Origin of the sequence: Frankia sp. CpI1-P, assembly GCF_001421075.1 — a bacterium.
Lineage (GTDB): Bacteria > Actinomycetota > Actinomycetes > Frankiales > Frankiaceae > Frankia > Frankia torreyi.
The window spans coordinates 14,160-33,500 of sequence record NZ_LJJX01000028.1 but is presented as its reverse complement, the minus strand read 5'-3'; the positions used below and the strand labels follow the sequence as shown (position 1 = coordinate 33,500).

Below are 19,341 nucleotides of genomic sequence, written 5' to 3'. Positions count from 1 at the left end.
AGGCGTCGATCAATCGAGGACTTCGGACGACGATGTCGAGAACCGGTGGCTGGTTCCGTCCCGGCGGAGATTTCGGCCCATGTGTGGTACATGAACGACTTCGCGGGCTGGCTCGAGGGGACCGGCGAGTTCGTCGACAGCCAGGCGCTCGCGCCCTCCGGGACGTTCGTCCGGTACGGCGGCGAGGGTCGCCCGCCGGTCACTGACGGCTCGTTCGCGGAGACCAAGGACCTCATCGCCGGCTGGATGGTGATCGACGTCGACCCGCAGTGACTCTGCGGTGAGCGGGCCCTCGGCGGTAAACGGACCTCGGCGGTAAACGGACTTCGGCGGTAAACGGACTTCGGCGGTGAAGGGACTTCGGCGGGTGGACGAGGTCCGGCTTAACCACGCCGGTAACCAGCTATCGCGGACGGACGGAGTGCGGTGATGGCAGCACGAATACTGGGCAGGATTCAATGCCCATGAAAAGTAGGGTCAGTGGAGATGGTCTCGTCCAAATGGTACAGGGATGGGTCGACAGACATTCCTGCATCAGTGGCGTGTGACACGGCGCCCTACTCCGACGAGGACGGATCCACGGACATGCCCGCCGGGTCCGGGACGTGGGACGACCCTCCCCAGTCCAGCGGACCGGGGTCGACTGACATCTGCGGATCCGGCGCNTGCGAGGCGCCAGCCTGGGCTGATGCATCCTCGGCCGGGTGGAGCAGCTCGGCGTGCGGCTCAGACCCAATGCTGTGCAGTGCCTCCTGGGTTGCATGGTCGGCCATGGTGTGCAGATCGCCCGTCGACCTCATTCCGGCCAGCTCCGACGATCTGTTGTAGAGCATCTCTGCCGCTCGCCCCTCCGGCGTGGATCGAAGAACGGTGTTGAAACCGGCAGGATCATGAGCGATCGCGATGGCTATTCCGGCGGCTCCCACCAAGGGAAGATCGAGTACCGCGGCGGCACCGACGCCTATCAGGATATGCAGAGGATCCGACGCCACCCCCGGCATTGCAATGCCTGCGACGCCCATCAGGTCCCTCGCCACGGTGAGACAGTTGTGGGTGAGACCGTTATAATAACCGGGGTCGGACTGGACATGTTGCGTTGCGGCGAGAACATGCGCCGCCTGGTCCGGGGTGATGTGGTAGGTGTACGCCGCATCCTGACGTGGCTGGTGTGTGGTGTCGCCAGTTCGCAGTTCTCCTGGACCGGCGAGGCCGCCGTTCCTAGGGTAGTAGCCGAAGTCGACGCGCTCGCCATTGGGCGCGGCGACCGTGATCCAGGCGTGACCCATATGGAAAGGGTCCATGACCGGGTAGGAGCGGTTGGCGCTCGCGAATGATGTATCGATGCGTAGGGTGATGCTCCAGTCGTAGCCGGCCATGTTCGGTACCCTTCTGTTCGGCTCAGAATTTCTGCGTCCACCACGCCCGCAGCCGCTGCCACCAGCCGGGCCGGGATGCTGGGGCCGGCTGGCCCAAGGCCGGTGCCGAGGGGAGGCCCAGAACAAGAGTGGGCGGTAGTGGTGCCTGCTGGGAGAGGAGCGGCCGGTGCTGCGTTGCCGCCGCGGCCGGCGCGGGGCGGAGGGTGGGTGTGGACCGCCTCCGGAGCGCAGACCGTCGCGTCGCCCGCGCTTGTTCCAATGTGCACCACGGGCATATCTGATTATGGGAGGGATAGCGGTGGCTTGGATTGAGTCTGCACCTGACGGTGGTGATCGCCCGCAGTGCCTGCCGCCACTCGCTGGCCGGTGGACGTGACGTGGGGTATGCGGCACCGTAGGTGAAGGCCTGGGCGAAGAGTTCCTGGATCGGGTCGGGGAGGATCGATGGCGGTGGTGCCAGTCGGTGCGTTCTGAGCAGCGATCGTGGGCCGCCCGCCCAGTGGCCGTCTGCGGCCAGAACGGACGCACCCGGCTGCTCTCCGGGGCCGGTCCACACTCCCCTCGAGAACGGGTGATTGCCGTTCATGAGTAGCAGGTGAAGATGCACGGCCAGGGCGAACAGGTCCGACGATCGGTCTCGGGGAGTCTTTTTCAGGTCGACGTTGCGCAGTTCCGGGGCGGTGAACTCGGGCCGGCCGACATCGCAGAGATACCTGCGCCCGGACGCCGCGGTGAACTGCATCGAGTCGCAGTCGACCAGCGTCACCCGGCTGGTGTCGGAGACGAGGATGTTGCGCTCCTGAAAGTCGCCGATGACCGCACCTACTCTGTGTGCCGCCTCGACGGCGATACAGAGGTTGGCTGCTGTGTTCAGCAAAAAAGCCCAGTCCGCCCGCCTCGGCCATTGCGGCTGGTTCGGCAGTGGCCCGCGCCGGTCCGTCGGATTACTGACGCTGTGGATCTCGACTGTTGTTCTTGTATCGACCTTGAGNATGACATAGCCGCGCACCACGCCACCCTCCAGCACAAGATGCTGTGGCCAGGTCAGTACGATCGACCCGTCCCGGCTGACCGTGCCCGCGGGCTTCACCCGCGTCATCGCCGTGACCTTCTCCCGCTTGGCCACGAGCCCCTTCAGATCCGGATGGAAAATCTTCGCGACCCACTCCGGACGACCAACGACGTCCCAAACGGTTCCCTCGCCTGCCCTGGCCAGTCGCTCCCCGAGCTGGATGGGGGTGCCGTTCTGCAGCGTCATGTGCGCCATGGGGTGACCAGTTTGCGGAGAATCAGATGCATCCGCCACGCGCCGTTCGGAACCGTCTTCGCCTTTCTCCCGGTCCCTGTCCCGGCCACGACCGAGTCGCTGCGCTCGGGTTTGCCGGTCGTCGGGGCCCGGACCGTCAGGGCAGTGGTGTCGGGTTCCGTCGGCGTGTCGACGGCCGGACCATCTGCGGGCCGGGCCGGCCGCCACGCGGTGGGGTCCGACGGCGGCCAGCTTGATGCGACGGTCGTCGTCGAGCCGGCGGGCGGCGGGGAGGCGAGTGCGGCACGCCCCGTCGTCGCGAGCACCAGCGTCTTGTCGTCGCCGGTCTGATCCTCGACGATGTCGCGCATCATCGTGGCGAGCTGGTCGTTTCCCCGACCCTCTCGGACATTCCGCCATGATGTTTGGAAGAAGGGAACGTAGGCGGTGNCGTTGCTCGCATGGGTGATCTTGTAACTCATGCCGTCTGTGCTGAGCGCGAACGCAGCCACGTCGCCGACCACGGCCGAGCGATAGGCGGTGCGGAAGGCGCCCGGGGATTGAACAAACCAGGTGGTGTTCGCGTACTCCTCCTTCTCCTCGGCCAGGATCGTACGGACCTCTCCACCAGCTTNCACCGCGATGATCCCGTCGCNGATCTGGGCGAACACCGCCAGGTCAGGCCGGGCGATGGCTACTGCGAGTGTCGTCGAAAGCCGGGACCTGGGGAGCTCCATCGAGCGTGCCTGCGCCGTGATACGCCCGAGAGCAGATGCGAACAGGCCGCGGATCAGGTCGCGAGCCTCCTCGGTCGAGGCTGCGTCGAAGGCTCTTGTGAACTCGGGTGTAAGAGCGTCCTGTACGNCCGATGTGCAGGCGACGAACGATCCCCATGCAGANGTCCCGGTGACGCTTCCCGCGCCGTCCGCGACGGCCGCGACGACGAACGTGCCGTTGGTCCCGTAGGCGTAAGCATCGTCGCAGCCCAGGTCCTCCTCCAGATGGCTGTGCCCGACGACCGACGCACCACGGACGATCCAGTAGTCCGCCTGCTGCTCTGGGGGCATCTGCGCCTGAGTGGTCAAGCGGCCGTCCAGCCCGAGAGCGGTGGGAGTGGGACCTGGTCCACGCCGCTGGCCTCGGCGTCGTTGCCGTTGAACGGAGTGGAGTTCGATACATTGCTAAGGGACGCGGAGAGCCAGGTGAAGAACTCCGAGAACTTCAGCCCGGCCAGCGGAGCTGGAGTCCGGACGACGGAGAGCCTGCCGAGAGTCTCGAAGTTGACGGACGGTCCCACTCCGATGGCGAACACGGTCACCCCGTTCTTGCCCTCCATCTCGTTGAGTCGCCGCACGGCGGCGTCGAACCCGTCGCGGTTCGGTGCGCCGTCGGTCATGACGATCAGCCATGGTCGAAAATACGCAATGCCGGCTTCTCGGTAGGACTTCTTGCGCTTTTCGATGATGTCCAGTGCAAGATTGATCCCGGCCGCCATGTTGGTCGATCCGTCGCAGACGAATTCCGCGGGCTGCAGGGTTCGCCCTTCCTGCATCGGGACCAGGACCGTGGCGTCCGATCCAAACGTCACGAGTGCGACTTCCGTGCGCTTGCTGGCCAGCTTGTCGTTGTTGAGATAGTGAACGAACTCCGCGAACCCTTTTTCCAGCTCGGCAATGGGTGCGCCGGCCATCGACGTGGAGACATCGGTGAGCACCACGCAGGCCACCCGCGGGTCCGGGTTGTCCTCGTTGAGGTCGACAGCCCAGCTCTTTTCTGACATGATGGACTCCTGGATTCCAGCGCCTGTCAAGGCGAAGCGAAGCCGGAAGAATTTGACAGGAAAAAGGCGCCAAAGATCGCGACTATCGCAATGAATATCATNAGGGCAATGATGTTCAGAATGATTGGCAGTGCATTGTACTGGTGGGCGCGAACCATCGTTCCAGCCGTCAGGTTCTTCACCTCCGTTACCCGGACCACGCCGTTTCGTCGCTGCGATCCCGTCAGCTCGACGGTGTCCCCGTTGTTGATCGAGCCGCCGCTGTAGTATTTCGCCCGCATCTCTACCGCGATACGGCGCTGGNCGGGCCGCTCGATGCGAAAACTCCAGACGATAGTCGAACGCTTCCGGATGACTGGACCCTCGACTCGGGGCGCGAACCCGGAAACGGTTCCACCGTACTGAGTCATGAATCTGATCCTCGATCTGCTTCTCAGTGGTGGTGGAGGTCGGGCACCGGATCGACGTGCCAGGGCGCACCGTGCTCCTGCGGCCCGCTCGGGTCGTGCTCATGTCCAATGCTGGAGGCTTGCGGGTCCTGNGTATGGTGGACATCCGTTGACATGCTCGGATCAACTGGAGGGCTGTCGTGATGTTCCGCCGCCAGGGCGTGGAGAAACCCGCCGGCTGCCGACACGGCCAGCGACTGGCTGAAATGGGCATTGTCGATCGAGTGCTGGAGGTCGCCGTTCGGGACGGTCGGATGGCTATCTCTGGACAATGGTGGTCCTCTCGATGACCGTGGTGCGGAGAGCCGCCCGGTTGTAGCTTGAAAAGGTCGCGCGGATTCAGTGATTATTGAAAATGACGTCGGTGGAAGTGGTGGCGTCCGAATGGTGCAGGGACGGGTCTGCGGAAACTCCTGGATCTGCCGCATGTGACATGCCGCCCCACTCTGCCGCGGACGGATCCACCGACATACCCGGATCCGGGGCATGGCAGGACCCTCCCCAGCCCAGCGAACCCGGGTCGACCGACATGTGCGGTTCGAGGTGTGATGCCGGGTCCACCGACATCTGCGGGTCCCCATGGTCCATGGAACTTCCGCCCCAGCCCAGGGTGTCCGGATCTACCGACACTCCGGGGCTCATGGACATTCCGGCGGGCAACCCCGGAGGCGGATCGATAGATTGTGACGAGGGTGCCAAGACCTGATCGACTACGTCACCGAGATGCTCACCGATATACTCACCGAGTTCTCTACCGACCTGCCCCAGGCCTCCCTGCGCACCCTCCTGCAGTCCTATTCTCATGCCGACGCCCTGGCCGATCGCATCTCCCACGTAACCACCGATCTCTCGACCGGTATCGCGTGCCGAGGTGCCTGGTCCGTTCTCCGGAGTGGCTGGTCCTTGGTACTGCGCCGATTCAGCCTTGGGCCCGACATTCTGCGCCATACGATCTCCTTATCCTGAATCTGGTGCTGGAGTTGCGCTGAAACGTTGCCACCTCGCCGGCAGGTTGGGAACTCGCGCCGCCGAGATGGGNGGTCGGTGTCTTTCGACGGTTTTGGGTGGCGAATGGTGGTCTGCCTTTCGCCGGGTCACCTCCGCCTTTCCTCCTCGTTTCCCTCGGGTTGTCTCCGGCGCTGGTGCGAGGCTGGGTTGCTCTGCCCGTAGCAGCTCGGCTGCTTCGGGGAACCGCAGCCAGCCGCTGAACGGAGTGCGCGAGCCCTTCTGGACGTTGCTGGATCCGCCCACCGCCTCGGTGCCGAGGACGATCTCGACTTTCAGTTGNTGGATCCCTCGGTCAGGCGACATGACCTTGACGATGATCCCGGTGGCCGGCCTATGCAATGTGGTGACCACCGAAGGGTCTTCGCAACGGCGGCCGGGCAGGGCCGTAGGCTGTGGCCCTACGGGATCATGCGGCCGGGGGCTCGCCGCCTTCGGCTTCGCCGTTCTGCCCGCTGCGCGTCCAGCGTTCGCGGCAGGCCGGTACGGGGGAGGCGCGGGCGACGTGAATGGTCTGATCGAACGTGACGGCGAGTTGAAGCGCGTCGAGGACGCCCTCACCACGGCAGTGGCAGGCCGAGGGGCGACGCTGCTCGTGGAGGGCGTGGCCGGAATTGGTAAGACCGTGTTGCTGGCGGCGGCCCGTGACCACGCTGCCAGTCGTGGTGTACGCGTGCTGTCCGCGACGGGTGCCGAGCTGGAGNGGGAGTATGCGTTCGGCATCGTCCGGCAGCTTCTGGGACCAGTCTTGCTGCGGGCAGACCGCCGGCAGCGCGCGGAGCTGTTCGAGGGCGCGGCAGCGCTGGCCGAGCCGGTCCTCGTGGAACATGCGGCCGGCACCGGAGACACGCTGGGCAGCAGTCTGCACGGCCTGTTCTGGGCATGCGCCAACCTGGCCGACCATGGCCCACTCCTGCTGACCGTCGACGACGTGCACTGGGCGGACGATGCCTCCCTGCGCTTTATCGCCTACCTGGCCCGGCGTTCGGCCGATCTGCCCGTTCTGCTGCTGCTCGCAGGCCGCCCCATCAATAGCGCCGATTCCGGCCTGATTGCGGGCACTTTGGCCGGTCTGCGGCTGGAAACTCTCAAACTGAATGTGCTGAGCGCCGATGCTGTGGGCGAACTCGTCCGTGAGCGGTTGTCGTCCGATGCCGACGATGAGTTCTGTCTGGCGTGCGCCCGCGCCAGCGGAGGAAACCCGTTCCTCCTCGCCGAGGCACTCATCGCGCTGCGGGCCGATGACGTCCACCCGGTGGCAGCCGAAGTGGGCCGGCTCGACACCTTGCACGCCGACAATGTCTCGCGTGCCCTGCTGGTCCGGCTGGCCCGGCTCGGTCCGGACGCGGCCCGATTGGCGCGCGCGGTCGCCGTGCTCGGCCCGGACGCGATGGCCTGGCACGCCGCGAGCCTCGCCGACCTCGAGGAGACCCGCGCGGCGAGCGCGATCGACGCGCTCATCCACGAGGGCATCCTCGTTCCCGGCCAGCCGCTGACAATCGGCCACCCCCTTATCCGGACCGCTATCTACTCGGACACGGACAGTGCCCAACGGGGCCTTGTTCACAAGCGTGCCGCGCGGCTGCTTCAGGCCAGCGATGCCCCGGCCGAACGACTCGGCTCGCACCTGCTCAACTGCGAGCCCGCGAACGATCAGTGGGTCGTCGCCGGGCTGCGCGCGGCAGCGTCGGAGGCCCTGGCCCGCGGCGCGCCCGAATCGGCCGCCGCGCTGCTGGAACGAGCGCTCGGCGAACCTCCTGCGGCCGAGGCTCGTAGCGGGCTGTTGCTGGAGGCGGGGCTGGCCTTGGGGATGGCAAACCGGCCCGACCGCGCGGCGACCGTGCTGCGTGAGGCACTCGACCTCACCACAGACCCCTCCGCTCAGGCCGAGATCGCGTTCAGCCTCGGGGCTCTGATGACGATGCTCGGCCGGAGTGACGAAGCGGTGACGATCCTGGAACCGGTCCGCTCGAGTGCAGCCCGCGACGATCCCGACCTGTCGCGTCGTCTGCTCGCCGGGATCGCACTCGCCGACCTGATCGCGGGTCAGCCGGTCGAGTCGTGGCTGGGCCGGCTCGATCAGCTCACCTCCCGTGGCACCACCGGAGAGACCGAGGAGCGGGTGGCCCGGGCAACAGCCGCCTTCGCCGCGGCCGCCATCGCGGACCGCAGCGCGGCGGATGTGGCGGAGCTGGCAAGGCAGGCCGCTGCCGGGCCGCTACCGGCCGGCCGGCAGCACGCGCGCGACCGGTTTCTCATCGTGAACCTCGCCGGCCCGGCGCTGGCCATCGCCGACCATCTCGATCCCGCGTTGGCGCTGCTCTCCGCCGGTATCGAGGCCGCGCAGCGGGACGGCAACGCGGCNGAGTTCGCCTACCTGTCGGTGCTGCGCTCCCACACCGCGCTGTACGCGGGCCGGCTGCTCGACGCCGAGACCGACGCGCGGATCGCCCTGGACACCTACGCCGACCATAACGAGGAACCTCCGCTCGCCGTCGCGGTCCTGATCGACGCGCTCGTCGACAAGGGCGAGATCGAGGACGCGCAAGCTCTGCTGTCCTCCCGGCAGCTTGACGGACCGGTTCCGATGAACATGCTCGCGGCACATTTCTTCCACGTCGCCCGCGGACGGCTGCGCCTGCGCCAGCGCCGCCCCCAGGACGCTCTGATCGATCTACGTACCTGTGGTGACGCGCTGGAGGCCGCCGGATACACCAACCCCGCCTTCGCGCCGTGGCGGGCCGACGCCGCCCGCGCGCACCTCGCACTCGGCCACCACGACCACGCTCGCGGGCTCGCGGACGAAGAACTCGAACGCAGCCGGCACTTCGGCGCCGCCCGCGCCATCGGCATCGCGCTGCGGATCGCCGCCCTCGTCACCGACGATCGCCACCTCAGACTGGAGCAGCTCCGCGAATCCGTGGCAGCGCTGGAAACCTCGCAGGCCCAGATGGAGCGCGCCCGCTCCCAGATCGCATACGGTGCCGCGCTGCAGCGCACCGGTGCGCGGAGAGAAGCTGAAGAGCAGCTTCGCCGCGGACTGGATCTCGCCGCCCATTGCTCCGCGCAGCCGCTGGTCGCGCAAGCGCGCCAGGAGCTGCTCGCCCTGGGAATCCGCACCCGCAGGGTCCAGCGCACCGGGCCGGCGGCACTGACCGCCGGCGAGCGCCGAGTCGCACTCCTCGCCGTCGACGGACACACCAACCGTNAGATCGCGCAGGCCCTGTTCGTCACCACACGCGCCGTGGAGCTCCACCTCACCAACACCTACCGCAAGCTCCGCATCAACTCCCGCCATGCCCTCGCTGATGCCCTCGCAGCCGAAGGATCTGTAACAGCGGCGCCGCGGTGGGAAGCCTGAACGCCACTCCGACGACGTCCTGGGCTGCTCAGACGCGGGGAGGGCACGGCAACCGCTGCCCGCGCCATGACGTAGGCGCGGCCGGCCTGACGTACCGTCAGCGCGTCGAACCTCGCCCTCGCTCCGGAACCTGGCCGGCCGGCGGTCGGCCAGGTCGTCGCGATGGTCCAGGGACGTGGCGGCTACCTGACGCGGACGTACACGGCGCCGGATTTGCCTGGGCCGCGCTGTTGTAGCTCGAACAGGTCGGTCGCGACCATCAGGTCTTTGAGCCGGGAGTAGCGGTAGGTCTTCAGGACGATGGTGGGACGTCTGCGGATGGCTTCCCCGATCGCCGAGAGATGGGTCCAGCCATCCGGGCCGGTGTTCGTCGCGACGGCCTCGCGGAGCCGGCTGATCAGTGCGGTGTCCGAGCGCAGCTCGGCGGTCGTTGCGCGCGCAGAAGTCGCCACCGTGGCAGTCTTCGCCTGCTTTTTTGTCTTCGCCGGTGGCGGGGCGGCGGGGGTGGTCTGCGGGGCGTCGGCAGCCGCGTCCGGCGCAGCCGCGTCCGTCGGCGGCTGCCCGGCCCACGCGGCCGCGGCGGGTGCGGCCGGGGTTGACAGCGCAGGCCCCGCGACAAAGGTCTCCACGAAGACGAAGCTGTCGTAGGCGGCGATGAGGCCCGGGTTCGTCTTCTTCCGCTCGCCGAATCCGTAGACGGCCAGGCCGGCCTCGCGGATCCGTTCGGCCAGGCGGGTGAAGTCGCTGTCGGAGGAGACCAGGCAGAACCCGTCGAAGGCCCCGGAGTGCACCAGGTCCATCGCGTCGATCACCAGTGCCATGTCCGAGGCGTTCTTTCCCTTGACGGCGGCGAATACCTGCACTGGTCGGATGGAGTGCTCCAGCAGGGTCTTCTTCCAGGTCTTCAGCGAGCCCGTCCAGTCGCCGTAGGCGCGCTTCACCTGCGCCTTCCCGTGACGGGCGATCTCGGTGAGCAGCGGCTCGACCGCCCAGAGCGGCGCGTTCTCCGCGTCGATGAGCACCGCGATCCTGGCGGAGGCGTTGCCGACCACCACGCTGATTCCTCACTGGCTGTTGCACTGAGTGAACCCCAGTGGCTGACTGCAAGTCTCCCGGTATGCCCCGGTTTCTTTCCATGTAACAGCGCCACCGATACCAATCCGCGGAAGATCTACTTCGGATTGGGTTGATCCAACGATGATCACTGAAGCTCGTCGTTGGATCGAGGCTCACGTGTCCACGGTCTCACCTTCCACGAGATGACAACAACGACGCTTCGAGCTCGGCGTAATCCTCACGGTGATGGTCGAGAGCGTAGGTCAGCCAGTACGCGACATCGTGACGTCCCCCGAGTGCCCAGGCCAGCGCATCGCGGGTCGANGCGGTCGCTTCCCGGATGGCGATGAGACGCAGCCAGGGGAGGGTTTCCTCGTCGTCCGGCCAGTTTCGGGCGAGGAGCCAGGCCATCGCCTCGCGCAGATCCGAGGATTTGTCATGGTAGCCGAGATGCCTGATCAAGCCGACTGTGGCGGGGTGGGTTGGCCAGTGTTCGACGATCGCCGCCGCGGCGGATCTTCGCACTTCTCCCCACTGGGCCGCGCTGGTCAACGCATGCAGCCACGGCCGGGTTTCCGGCGCGTCGGTCCATCCGCGCGCGATCTCGGTGACCGCTTCCGCGCGGCAGCCCTCGTAGGGATCGGTCTCGGCACATGCGCGCAACCAGCGCAGCGTCTCCGGCCTGCCGGCCTGCCGACGCGCGACCAGGCGGATAGCCATCGTTCGGAGCCTCACGTCGGTGTCTCGGGAGGCCCGTTCCCGGAGCCAGTCGCAGGTCGCGTGGAGGTCGTCGTCGGCGCAGGCCAGCACGACCCGGCAGGCCGCTCGCCGGACGNCCCCGGCGACATCGACCTCGGCCCGGCGACGCGCGAAGGCCGCCAGGCCCGTGACAGTCGAGAAGTTTCTCCCGAGCGCGTCGAGGGCGCCGCGCCGTGTGGCCGGGTCTGGATCATCCTCGGCGTGCCGGAGAAGCACAGCCACCGTGGCGGGGTCGTTCGGCATCGCGTGGTCGGCCAGGAGTGCCAGGGCGAAGCGCTGCACCTCCGTGTACACGTCGCTGTCGGCCACGCGGCTCAGCAGGGACCAGGTGCGGGGAGCTCCAGGCGCGATCGTGGCCAGGGATCGCAGGGCGGTCCACCGGACCAATTCCGCGTGGTCCGCCAGCGCTCGCTCCTCCAGCCAGGCGGTGAGACCGNCCCAGTCAGGAAACCCGGCCACGAGGGTGCGCAGTGCCGCTCTACGTACGGTCGCATCTCGGTCCGAGACCGCCCGGTCGCTGATCCAGGAGCGGACGGCCGGATCGTCTCGCCCTTGGTGGCCGATGGCCCGGATGGCCGCGGACCGTACCCACACGCTCCGACCGGTGGTGGCGCGCTCCTNCAACCAGACCGCGATGTCCGCCTCGGTGTGCCCCGCGGCTCCGATGCCGTCGATGATGGCGCGTTGCACGGCCCAGTCGCCTTCACCGCTGGCCAGCTCGACCAGCCGCCGAGCCGTCTCAGGCTCGTCGCGACGGGCGGCCGCCACCGTCCGGATGATCTGCCTGCGCTCCCGCCAGTTCCTGCTCCGCAGGAGTGCGCTGACCTGTNCCCACGGCAGGGCCGTCACGTCGGTCGGCGCGGACCCGGACGGGCCGCCGGATGGACCGTGACCGGCGGATCGCGAGCCGACGGCGAGCACGAGGTTGTCCGGGGCGTCGTGGCGCATCGCGTCCAGGACGAGGAACGCCTGTCGCCGGACGTTCCATCGGCTGTCGCTCTGCGCGACGGCCAGCAGCCGGCGCAACGTCGCCGGATCATTACCTAACCGGGCGAGTTCCCACACCGCAGTGGTGGCGACCTCGGAGGACCGATCGTCGACGCGTTGCCAGAGCCAGCTGCGCAGGCGTGTCGGGGCCGGCCGCCGGCCGGCATACGTGGCAACGGCCGCCTCCCGCACGTCTGCGGAGTCGTCCTGCTGGGCGGTCTCGCGCAGGAGGCGCCCGACGCGAGCCGAGGCAGGCAGGACACCAAGGCTTGTGACGGCGAGCCGGCGAACATGTCCAGAGAACTCGCGCACCACGGCCTCCCGGACCACCCGTCCGCACGTCGGATCCGCGGACCAGCCGTGAACCAAGGCGAAGAGGGCGAATTGGCGGGTGTCGCCGTAGCGGTCGGCGGTGACCCGTTCCGCGAGCAGCGCGGCAGTATCCGCCCGGTCCGGCGCATGGAGGGCGATCGATTCCAAGGCCTTCGTTCGTGCTCCGGCGTTACGGTGCCCGACCGCGATCTCCCGCAGGAGGGATGCCACTCGTGGATGGTNCGGCCACGCCTGGCCGAGCGAGCCGATCGCGGGTGAATGGATGTACCAGTCGTCGTGACCTGCGCAGTCCAGCAGCCAGGGCAGCGTCTTCGGGTCCTCGTGCCAGCCCTCCGCGACCAGGACGATGGCTCGCTTCTTGACCGTCCAGTGCGGGTCGCGGCCAGCTTGGTCCCGTAGCAGCGGCAACGTTCGCGGATGGTCTCGGCCGCCACGCGCGAGTGCGGTCAGCGCCGTCGCCCGGACGTCCTTGTCGGGGTCGTCGATGGCGCGTTCCGCCAGCCAGGAACAGACGTCGGCGGTGTGGCCCCACCGCTGCGCGACGGCGATCAGCGCGGTCTCGCGGACATCCTCGTCCGGGTCGTCGGCCGCGCGCCGCCGCAGCCAGGGAAGGCTGTCCTCGGGATCGGACAGGCGCAGCTGTGCCACGTGGACGATCGCCGACTGCCGGACGAACCATACGCCGTCCGCTTCCGCGCGCCGCCGCAGCCAGGGTTCCACGCGCGGGTCTTCCGGCCAGGTGCGCGCCACGGCGGCAAGGGCCGCCCTCCGGACCCCGTCGTCCACGCTGCTGACGGCGCGGTCCATCAGCCAGTCGAGCGTCGTGGGATCATCCTTCCAACGGCGCGCGATGGTCCTGATCATCTCTGCTCGGACGCCGGTGTCGGGATCCGCGGCGGCCCGAAGGCGCAACCATGGAAGGGTCGCGGGTTCGGTGGGGGCGCCGTCCGCGAGCCCNTGCACGATCGCGTTACGTACCTGCCAGTCGGGGTCCCGTGCCGCGGCCGCTCGCAACGCGTCCGTGTGCTCGAGGCCATGCTGGAGCGTCTTGATGAGGGCCCGCGCGGCGGCGAGGCGCCCGGGCACGGCGGGCTCGTGTTCCAGTCGCTCCAGCAGCCAGGTGTTCGTCGTCGGATCGTCGGGCCAGATGGCGGCGACCGCCTCGATCGCCGTCTCCCGGGCGAACGGACTGTGGTCGCACTCGGCGCGGTCGCGTGCCCACGCCCGTATGCCGGGCCGGTCGCGCCACTGCCGGGCGGCTACCCGGACCGCCTCAGCGCGTACCTTCCACTGCAGGTCGGTCCTGGAGATATCGTGCAGGCGTGCCACCAGACTCTCGGTGAGCCCGGGATCTGCCGTCGGAACAACGCTCACGGCGGCGCGGCGGATCTCCCAGCGAACACCGGCGGCGAGCTGGGCGTGTAGCCAGGCGGCCGTCGCTGGCCTCCGTCCCGCCTGTTTCGCGAGTTCGTCGGCGGCGAGCTGGCGCACGTTCGTCGCCGGGTCATCCTCGGCGAGGCTGCGCAACCACGGCTCGACGGCCGGTGAATCGGGCCGCGCGTCGATCAGCTTCAGCACGGCCTTGGCCCGGACGTAGTCGGCGGAGTCCCGCTCCGCGCGCCCTTCGAGCCAGTCCCAGAGCGCGGGACCGGGCGGCGACTGATCCGCGATGATGTCCACTGCCCGCCCGCGGACGAGTGCCGTCGGGTCCCGCTCGGCGCGGTCGCGTAACACCTCCAGCGACGTCGGGTCGACAGGAGAGTTCTGGCCAAGCGCGGCCACGGCCGCGTCCCTCAGGCGCCAGTCCTCCAGGAAGACCGCCCTGGCCCGCAGCAGGGCCGTGACGTCGGCACGGTCGGGAAACAGATCGGCGACGAGGCCGCTGGCGAAGCGGCAGGCCGGCGTCCGAGTGATGAGGGTCGACCCGCTCGCGAGGTACCAGGCGAGCGCCTGCTCCCGTTCCGGCCAGTCCGCTCCCACCAGGCCGACGGCGGGAAGGAGCTCGTTTTCCAGGAAGTCGTCGGTCGTCTGGTCGGCGCCGGCGGAGCGCTCGATGAGTTCGATGATCTGTCGCAGTAGCAGCCGCGCCACGGACGCGCCGACCCNCCGGTTGCGCATCTCCGCCAGGCACCGCACGGCGAGCAGGATGTTGCGTGGGGGCCGGTCGTCGAACTCCGGCGGCCAANGTAGGTAGGTGTCAACCAGCAGATACTCGATGATGCCGCTGACGAAACGCTCGTCCAGCATACCCGCGATCAGCAACAGGACCTCGCGCCACGAATCGTCCTCCCAGCGCCGTCCGAACACGTCGCGGCGCAGCTGCTCGACGGACAGCTCGCGGGTGCGTTCAAACTGGCGGCGGATGTGCTCGGCGCAGAAGAACTCCAGGAACGCGCGGTGCACGAATCCGTACACCTCCGCACCATAGCGGCTGAGGATGAAGTTGCGTTCCCGAAACTGGTTGATCATCGCCTCGGCGATGATTTTGGAGCTGGCCGGGTCACGCTGGTAGCGTTCGCGTAGATACTGCTCGATCTCGCCGACCAGATCCTCATGATGGGTGAAGTTGCCGATCAGGCCGTGCCGGCCGCTCTGCATGCGGTTCGCGATGNGCCGCAGGAGCTCTCGTTTGTCTTCCTTACCGATAAAATCGGCGTCGACCCGGCGGTCCTTCAGGTAACGGTTCACGTCCCAGTGCTCGACCAGGACGGACGCGGCGTGATCGTACACCTCCCAGCGTTCCCTGGGCAGCTCCTGGTGCTTGCCGATGATAGCGAGGATCGTCAGCAGGAGCGGGTTGGAGGCCAGCTCCTCGATCGGCCGGGAGCCGGCGATGGCCGCGGCCAGCCGGCTGCGGCGCTCGTCCGCCTTCTCGTCGTGCCCGCCCAGGGCGACCGAGTACCACTTCTGGAGGAACTCGTCGGTCTGCGCACGGTCGAGGTCTTGGACAGTGTAATGCGCGAACCCGGCATCGGAAAGAATCGTCCGCCGGTAGCCGATAATCCGTGATGTGACGATGACGCGTGCCCNCGGATACTCCACAGCGAAGCCGGCGATCCGCCGGGCGATTCCCTCCCGCTCCGCCGGATCGAAGATCTCATCCAGACCGTCGAAGATCACCAGCGCGTCACCGCCGGAACGCAGGTATGGGACCAGATACTCCGCCTGCACGCCGAGCCCGTCGGTGCGCGCGACATGATCGAGGTACTCGACGAACGTGTCGAAACGGCCGCGGGTCTGCGCAAGCGCCCGCAGCTCGATGAGCACCGGAATCGTGGTGGGCGCCGCCGTGGACTGCTCGTCGGCAATCCGCAGGACCGTGTAGCGGGCCAGCGACGACTTGCCCGCGCCGGGGTCACCGAGCAGGACCAACAGACGATCACCACCGGCAAGCAGGTCGAGGACCGGCCTGCGCGGGTTTGAACTGTAGGTACTGCGCGCGGCGGCGAGGGTCGCGTCGTCGAGGCCCTCCGGTAGCTCGTCTCGCTGGATTTCGCCACCGGCCTCGAGCTGCCGCCAGATCTCCTTCGGCAGCTCGACGGGCGGTGGGTTCTCCCGCACGTCCTGCGCCACGAAGACGTTGCGCAGGGCTATGGGCACCTGCTCATCGCGCTGCGCGGGAGTGAGCGCCTCGAGGTCGAGTCTTCGGTACTGCTGGTCGAGCCGGGTGAAGTACGACCGCAGGACGGCGGCGGGAATCCGGGCGTCCGCCGCGCCGTCGTTCCCGCCTGCCGCCGATCGACCGTGTCTGTCTCTGGACTGGCGTAGCTCGACGAGCGCCTGGTAGAGCGTTGTCTCAAGATGTTCTGCGCTGTCCACCAGGCACAGCGTCAGTCCTTCCGCCGACTCGCCGAGTCGGCGGCGAAAGGCGGCCTGTAACGCGCCCGTCTCGTGGTCCGTGAACGCCCTGCCTGGCAGGCGGAGATCACCCGACTCCTCGTCGAGGCAGAATACGAGCCGGGGCACACCAAGATCAGTGGCGACGTCGAACTCGAGTTCGGTGTAGGAGATGGGGTCGAGGTCGGGCACCAGCGAGCCGTAGCGGAATCCGACGACAGCAACGTAGATGTCCGCCGTCTCCAAGCACTCCCGGCAGTACTGGGCGGGCGGCTGGTCGCGCGCGGTGAAGTAACTCATGTCGACTACGGCCTCGCCCGCGCGACTCACCGCCGCTTTGGCCGCGGTGACATATGGTCGGGACGTCGGATACCTGGCGAGCTCCGAAGTGTGGCTTAGGAAAACGCGCCATACCCCCATGACCGTACGATAGCACCCATCGCACCACAGGACGACCCACCAGTTACCGGGGGTGCGTGCCTGCGATGCGCGGATCGGCGGTTGGCAGCCTTCGGTGGACGCCATGGACCGCCCACCGCGTCTGCCCTGATCTACGACCCCGAGGATGTGGACGGTGCGTGAGCTGACTTCCGGAACGAAGAAGCAGTACAGGCGCCGCAGGGTCACGGCGCAGTCCCTGTGGAAGAAGTCCACCGTCAGTATCGTCGATGACCCGGGACGTTGGCGGCCGGGTCGTTGAAAACTGCTCGGCCGACAACGAACAGTCCGCGTTGCGGAATGGCGAAATCGCGCAGGAATGCCTGGGTGGGAATCGGTCCCGGTTCGCCGAGGGGTACCCCGTGGACCGTCGCGGTGCTGTCGGTCACGACCCACAGGCGCAGTGGATTGGCCGCGAATCGCTGGCCGTCCGGGGCGAGACCGGTCAGCCGTACCCGGCCCGCCCCGAGTGCGGGGCCGGCGAGCCGGGACATGACCTCGAGCAGCGGGCGGGAACGCCAGGCGCGATCCGGCAGGGCGGAATCCAGGGCGCTGAACAGCCGGGTCACCGGTGTCGCGGTGACCGTCACCGTCCAGTCGAGATCGCCGTCGCCGGCGGTGACCCGGAATGTCCGTGGACCTGCCCAGTCGATGTGGATCGGGCCCTCGCGCACCTCGGCGACGGCCGAGCCGAAGTAGCGAGTACAGGCCAGCTCGGCGGGCTGATCCTGGTAGAAGGTCCAGCGGTCGTCGGGGGTGCGATGCCAGACCGACCGATAGCCGGGGCCGATCGAGGACTCCGGAAACCGGCGTAGACCGAGGACGTGCCCGGAACGGAACGGTAGNCCCATGATTCCGTAGCCCGCGAACCGGTCCTCGCCCGCCGACTGCCGCGGATCGCGCTGATCCGCCGTTTTCGTCCGGTCTGGCCGATCTTCCGTCCGGCGTTCGAGGTCGTCGACGACGTCGCGAGGCTCGCGCATGGCTGGACTCTGCCATGGCGCACGACGGCCACGGGTGTTGTGGCCACATCACGACAGCCTGCCGTCGAGGGGGCGTTCTGCCGTCGAGGGGGGCGTTCTGCCGTCGAGGGGGGCGTTCTGCCGTCGAGGGGGCGTTGTTGTGCACTTCGTAGTAGCTGCGGTGGATGTTCCGGATCAGGACGTGCCCGGCGATGATCGTCTGTTGGGAGTCGGCGGGCGGCGGTCTGGTCACGTCGGGTACTGGTCAGTTCGTTGCTGAGCTCGCCATGACGCCGCAGTATCTGGTCACACTGATCCAACCGGGTACTGGCTGCTCGGGAGCATGTGCGAGGCTCAGGCGACCCGGATTCGGTCGCCGGTGCCAGGATGTCGCCAGCCGCCAGACATCGAGCAGGAGAACTGATGAAGCGGATCGCTGAACTCGCCGTCCGTCGCCGATGGCTCGTCGTCGTCGGCTGGATCGTCTTCGTCGTCGCGGCGCAGGGGATCGCCGGGGCGATGGGCGGGGCCTCGTACAAGGACACGTTCAGCCTCCCGCACACCGAGACCGCGTCCGTGGCGAAGCTGCTCGAGAACGCCGGCCTGAACAATCAGAACGGTGCCCCGGGCACGGTCGTTCTCAAGAACAGGGCCGGGGCGTTCACCGCCCCGCCCCCGCAGCTCAAGCCGGCCCTCGTCAAGGTGTGCACCTCCGGTAACCATGTGGCGCTGATCGCGACGCCGTGGGAGTCGATCGACTGCTCGAAGAGCACCGCCGCCGCGCCGGGAAACCCGGGGCTGCTCAACAGGGCGCACGGCTCCACCACGGCGCTGGTCGCCATCACCTGGGAGAACGACCACTACGACGCCGAGCTGTTCAAGAACGTCTACGACCAGCTCAAGACCCTGCGCAGCGACTCGCTGCAGGTGGAGTTCACCGGTAACGCCTTCACCGGCATCGGGCAGAGCGACGGTTCGGGNTCGTCGGTGTTCATCGGGTTCGGGGCCGCGCTCATCATCCTGGCCCTGGTGTTCCNCACCGTCGCCGCCACGGTGCTGCCGCTGGCCAGCGCGGTGGTCGCGCTCNTCAGCGGCCTCGGCGTGATCTACATCCTCAGTCACGCCATCAACGTCTCCAACATCACCCCGTACCTGGCCGAGCTGATGGTGATCGGGGTCGGCGTCGACTACGCGCTGTTCATCGTCACGCGACATCGCCGCAATCTGCGACGCGGCATGCCCGTCGCGGAGTCGATCGTGAACGCGATCAACACCTCCGGCCGGGCGGTACTGTTCGCCGGTACGACCGTGTGCATTGCCATCCTCGGCCTCATCGCGCTCGGGGTGAGCTTCTTCAACGGCATGGCGGTGGCGACCGCGCTCGCGGTCGGTTTCACCATGATCGCCTCGCTCACGCTGCTGCCCGCGTTGCTCAGCCTGTTCGGGCTGAAGGTGCTGCCCCGCCGGCAGCGGGCGGCGGTGCGGGCCGGCGAGTTCATCGATGACCGTCCGGTGGGGTTCTGGGCCCGCTGGTCGCAGTTNGTCGCCCGGCGCCGCATCGCCGTCGCGGTCGTCTCCGGTGCGGTGATGGTCGCCATCGCCCTGCCGTTCTTCTCCCTGAAGCTGGGCGCCAGCGACCAGGGCAGCGATCCGACGAGCTCGACCACCCGCGCCGGCTACGACCTGATCGCCGCCGACTTCGGCGTCGGCTACAACTCCGCACTGGAAGCCGTGGTGAGCGGGCCTGGCGCC

The 19,341-nt window shown here is 68.0% G+C and carries 8 protein-coding genes and 16 pseudogenes; 10 read left to right on the top strand and 14 right to left on the bottom strand.

Features of this window, described 5'->3' with window-relative positions; genetic code table 11:
• Positions 1–90: 90 nt before the first annotated feature.
• Positions 91–264, top strand: a pseudogene (locus FF86_RS18580) (YciI family protein); the annotation flags it as partial.
• A 2,366-nt stretch (positions 265–2,630) separates the two neighbouring features.
• Here FF86_RS18580 and FF86_RS67025 read toward each other — a convergent pair.
• The 6 genes and pseudogenes from FF86_RS67025 to FF86_RS34850 form a co-directional block, all read right to left on the bottom strand.
• Positions 2,631–3,072, bottom strand: a pseudogene (locus FF86_RS67025) (hypothetical protein); the annotation flags it as partial.
• A 1-nt stretch (position 3,073) separates the two neighbouring features.
• A pseudogene (locus FF86_RS67020) lies at positions 3,074–3,256 on the bottom strand (protein phosphatase 2C domain-containing protein); the annotation flags it as partial.
• 22 nt (positions 3,257–3,278) lie between these two features.
• Positions 3,279–3,486 (bottom strand): annotated as a pseudogene (locus tag FF86_RS67015) (hypothetical protein); the annotation flags it as partial.
• A 36-nt stretch (positions 3,487–3,522) separates the two neighbouring features.
• On the bottom strand, positions 3,523–3,689 hold a 167-nt coding region (locus FF86_RS67010; RefSeq protein WP_396229945.1), incomplete at its 3' end, for a protein phosphatase 2C domain-containing protein.
• A 14-nt stretch (positions 3,690–3,703) separates the two neighbouring features.
• Positions 3,704–4,402: a VWA domain-containing protein gene (locus FF86_RS67005; RefSeq protein ID WP_199865759.1), complete on the bottom strand. Its 699-nt coding sequence runs from the start codon at positions 4,400–4,402 to the stop codon at positions 3,704–3,706.
• 788 nt (positions 4,403–5,190) lie between these two features.
• Positions 5,191–5,799 (bottom strand): hypothetical protein, encoded by a 609-nt coding sequence (locus FF86_RS34850; RefSeq protein ID WP_199865758.1) that lies wholly within the window; start codon positions 5,797–5,799, stop codon positions 5,191–5,193.
• A gap of 361 nt (positions 5,800–6,160) precedes the next feature.
• Between FF86_RS34850 and FF86_RS67000 the strand changes: the two are divergent.
• The 4 genes and pseudogenes from FF86_RS67000 to FF86_RS66985 all read left to right on the top strand — a co-directional run.
• Positions 6,161–6,559 (top strand): annotated as a pseudogene (locus FF86_RS67000) (ATP-binding protein); the annotation flags it as partial.
• A 1-nt stretch (position 6,560) separates the two neighbouring features.
• A pseudogene (locus tag FF86_RS66995) lies at positions 6,561–8,220 on the top strand (AAA family ATPase); the annotation flags it as partial.
• Positions 8,221–8,443: 223 nt separating this feature from the next.
• A pseudogene (locus FF86_RS66990) lies at positions 8,444–9,064 on the top strand (helix-turn-helix transcriptional regulator); the annotation flags it as partial.
• A gap of 1 nt (position 9,065) precedes the next feature.
• Positions 9,066–9,217, top strand: a 152-nt coding sequence (locus FF86_RS66985) for a LuxR C-terminal-related transcriptional regulator (protein ID WP_396229944.1), incomplete at its 5' end; no start/stop codon positions are given.
• 182 nt (positions 9,218–9,399) lie between these two features.
• Here FF86_RS66985 and FF86_RS18545 read toward each other — a convergent pair.
• From FF86_RS18545 to FF86_RS36085, 8 genes and pseudogenes are all read right to left on the bottom strand, one after another.
• Entirely contained in the window at positions 9,400–10,272 is an 873-nt protein-coding gene (locus FF86_RS18545) for an NYN domain-containing protein (protein WP_044886157.1), read from the bottom strand.
• 837 nt (positions 10,273–11,109) lie between these two features.
• Positions 11,110–11,468 (bottom strand): annotated as a pseudogene (locus tag FF86_RS66980) (hypothetical protein); the annotation flags it as partial.
• A gap of 1 nt (position 11,469) precedes the next feature.
• Positions 11,470–11,652: pseudogene (locus FF86_RS66975) on the bottom strand (HEAT repeat domain-containing protein); the annotation flags it as partial.
• Positions 11,653–11,862: 210 nt separating this feature from the next.
• A partial coding sequence (locus tag FF86_RS66970) for a HEAT repeat domain-containing protein (protein WP_396229943.1) occupies positions 11,863–12,331 on the bottom strand: 469 nt, incomplete at its 3' end.
• A 243-nt stretch (positions 12,332–12,574) separates the two neighbouring features.
• A pseudogene (locus FF86_RS36090) lies at positions 12,575–13,309 on the bottom strand (HEAT repeat domain-containing protein); the annotation flags it as partial.
• A gap of 1 nt (position 13,310) precedes the next feature.
• Positions 13,311–13,438, bottom strand: a 128-nt coding sequence (locus FF86_RS66965; RefSeq protein ID WP_396229942.1) for a hypothetical protein, incomplete at its 3' end; no start/stop codon positions are given.
• Between the two features lie 1,526 nt (positions 13,439–14,964).
• Positions 14,965–15,381, bottom strand: a pseudogene (locus FF86_RS66960) (NACHT domain-containing protein); the annotation flags it as partial.
• A gap of 1 nt (position 15,382) precedes the next feature.
• Positions 15,383–16,609 (bottom strand): DUF4062 domain-containing protein (locus FF86_RS36085; RefSeq protein ID WP_242419029.1); only part of this gene is annotated, 1,227 nt, incomplete at its 3' end.
• A gap of 1,403 nt (positions 16,610–18,012) precedes the next feature.
• On the opposite strand from FF86_RS36085, the pseudogene FF86_RS51890 reads away from it, so the two are divergent.
• The 5 pseudogenes from FF86_RS51890 to FF86_RS51870 all read left to right on the top strand — a co-directional run.
• Positions 18,013–18,569 (top strand): annotated as a pseudogene (locus tag FF86_RS51890) (MMPL family transporter); the annotation flags it as partial.
• A gap of 1 nt (position 18,570) precedes the next feature.
• A pseudogene (locus FF86_RS51885) lies at positions 18,571–18,625 on the top strand (hypothetical protein); the annotation flags it as partial.
• A gap of 1 nt (position 18,626) precedes the next feature.
• Positions 18,627–18,675: pseudogene (locus FF86_RS51880) on the top strand (hypothetical protein); the annotation flags it as partial.
• Position 18,676: 1 nt separating this feature from the next.
• Positions 18,677–19,130, top strand: a pseudogene (locus FF86_RS51875) (MMPL family transporter); the annotation flags it as partial.
• A gap of 1 nt (position 19,131) precedes the next feature.
• Positions 19,132–19,341, top strand: a pseudogene (locus FF86_RS51870) (hypothetical protein); the annotation flags it as partial.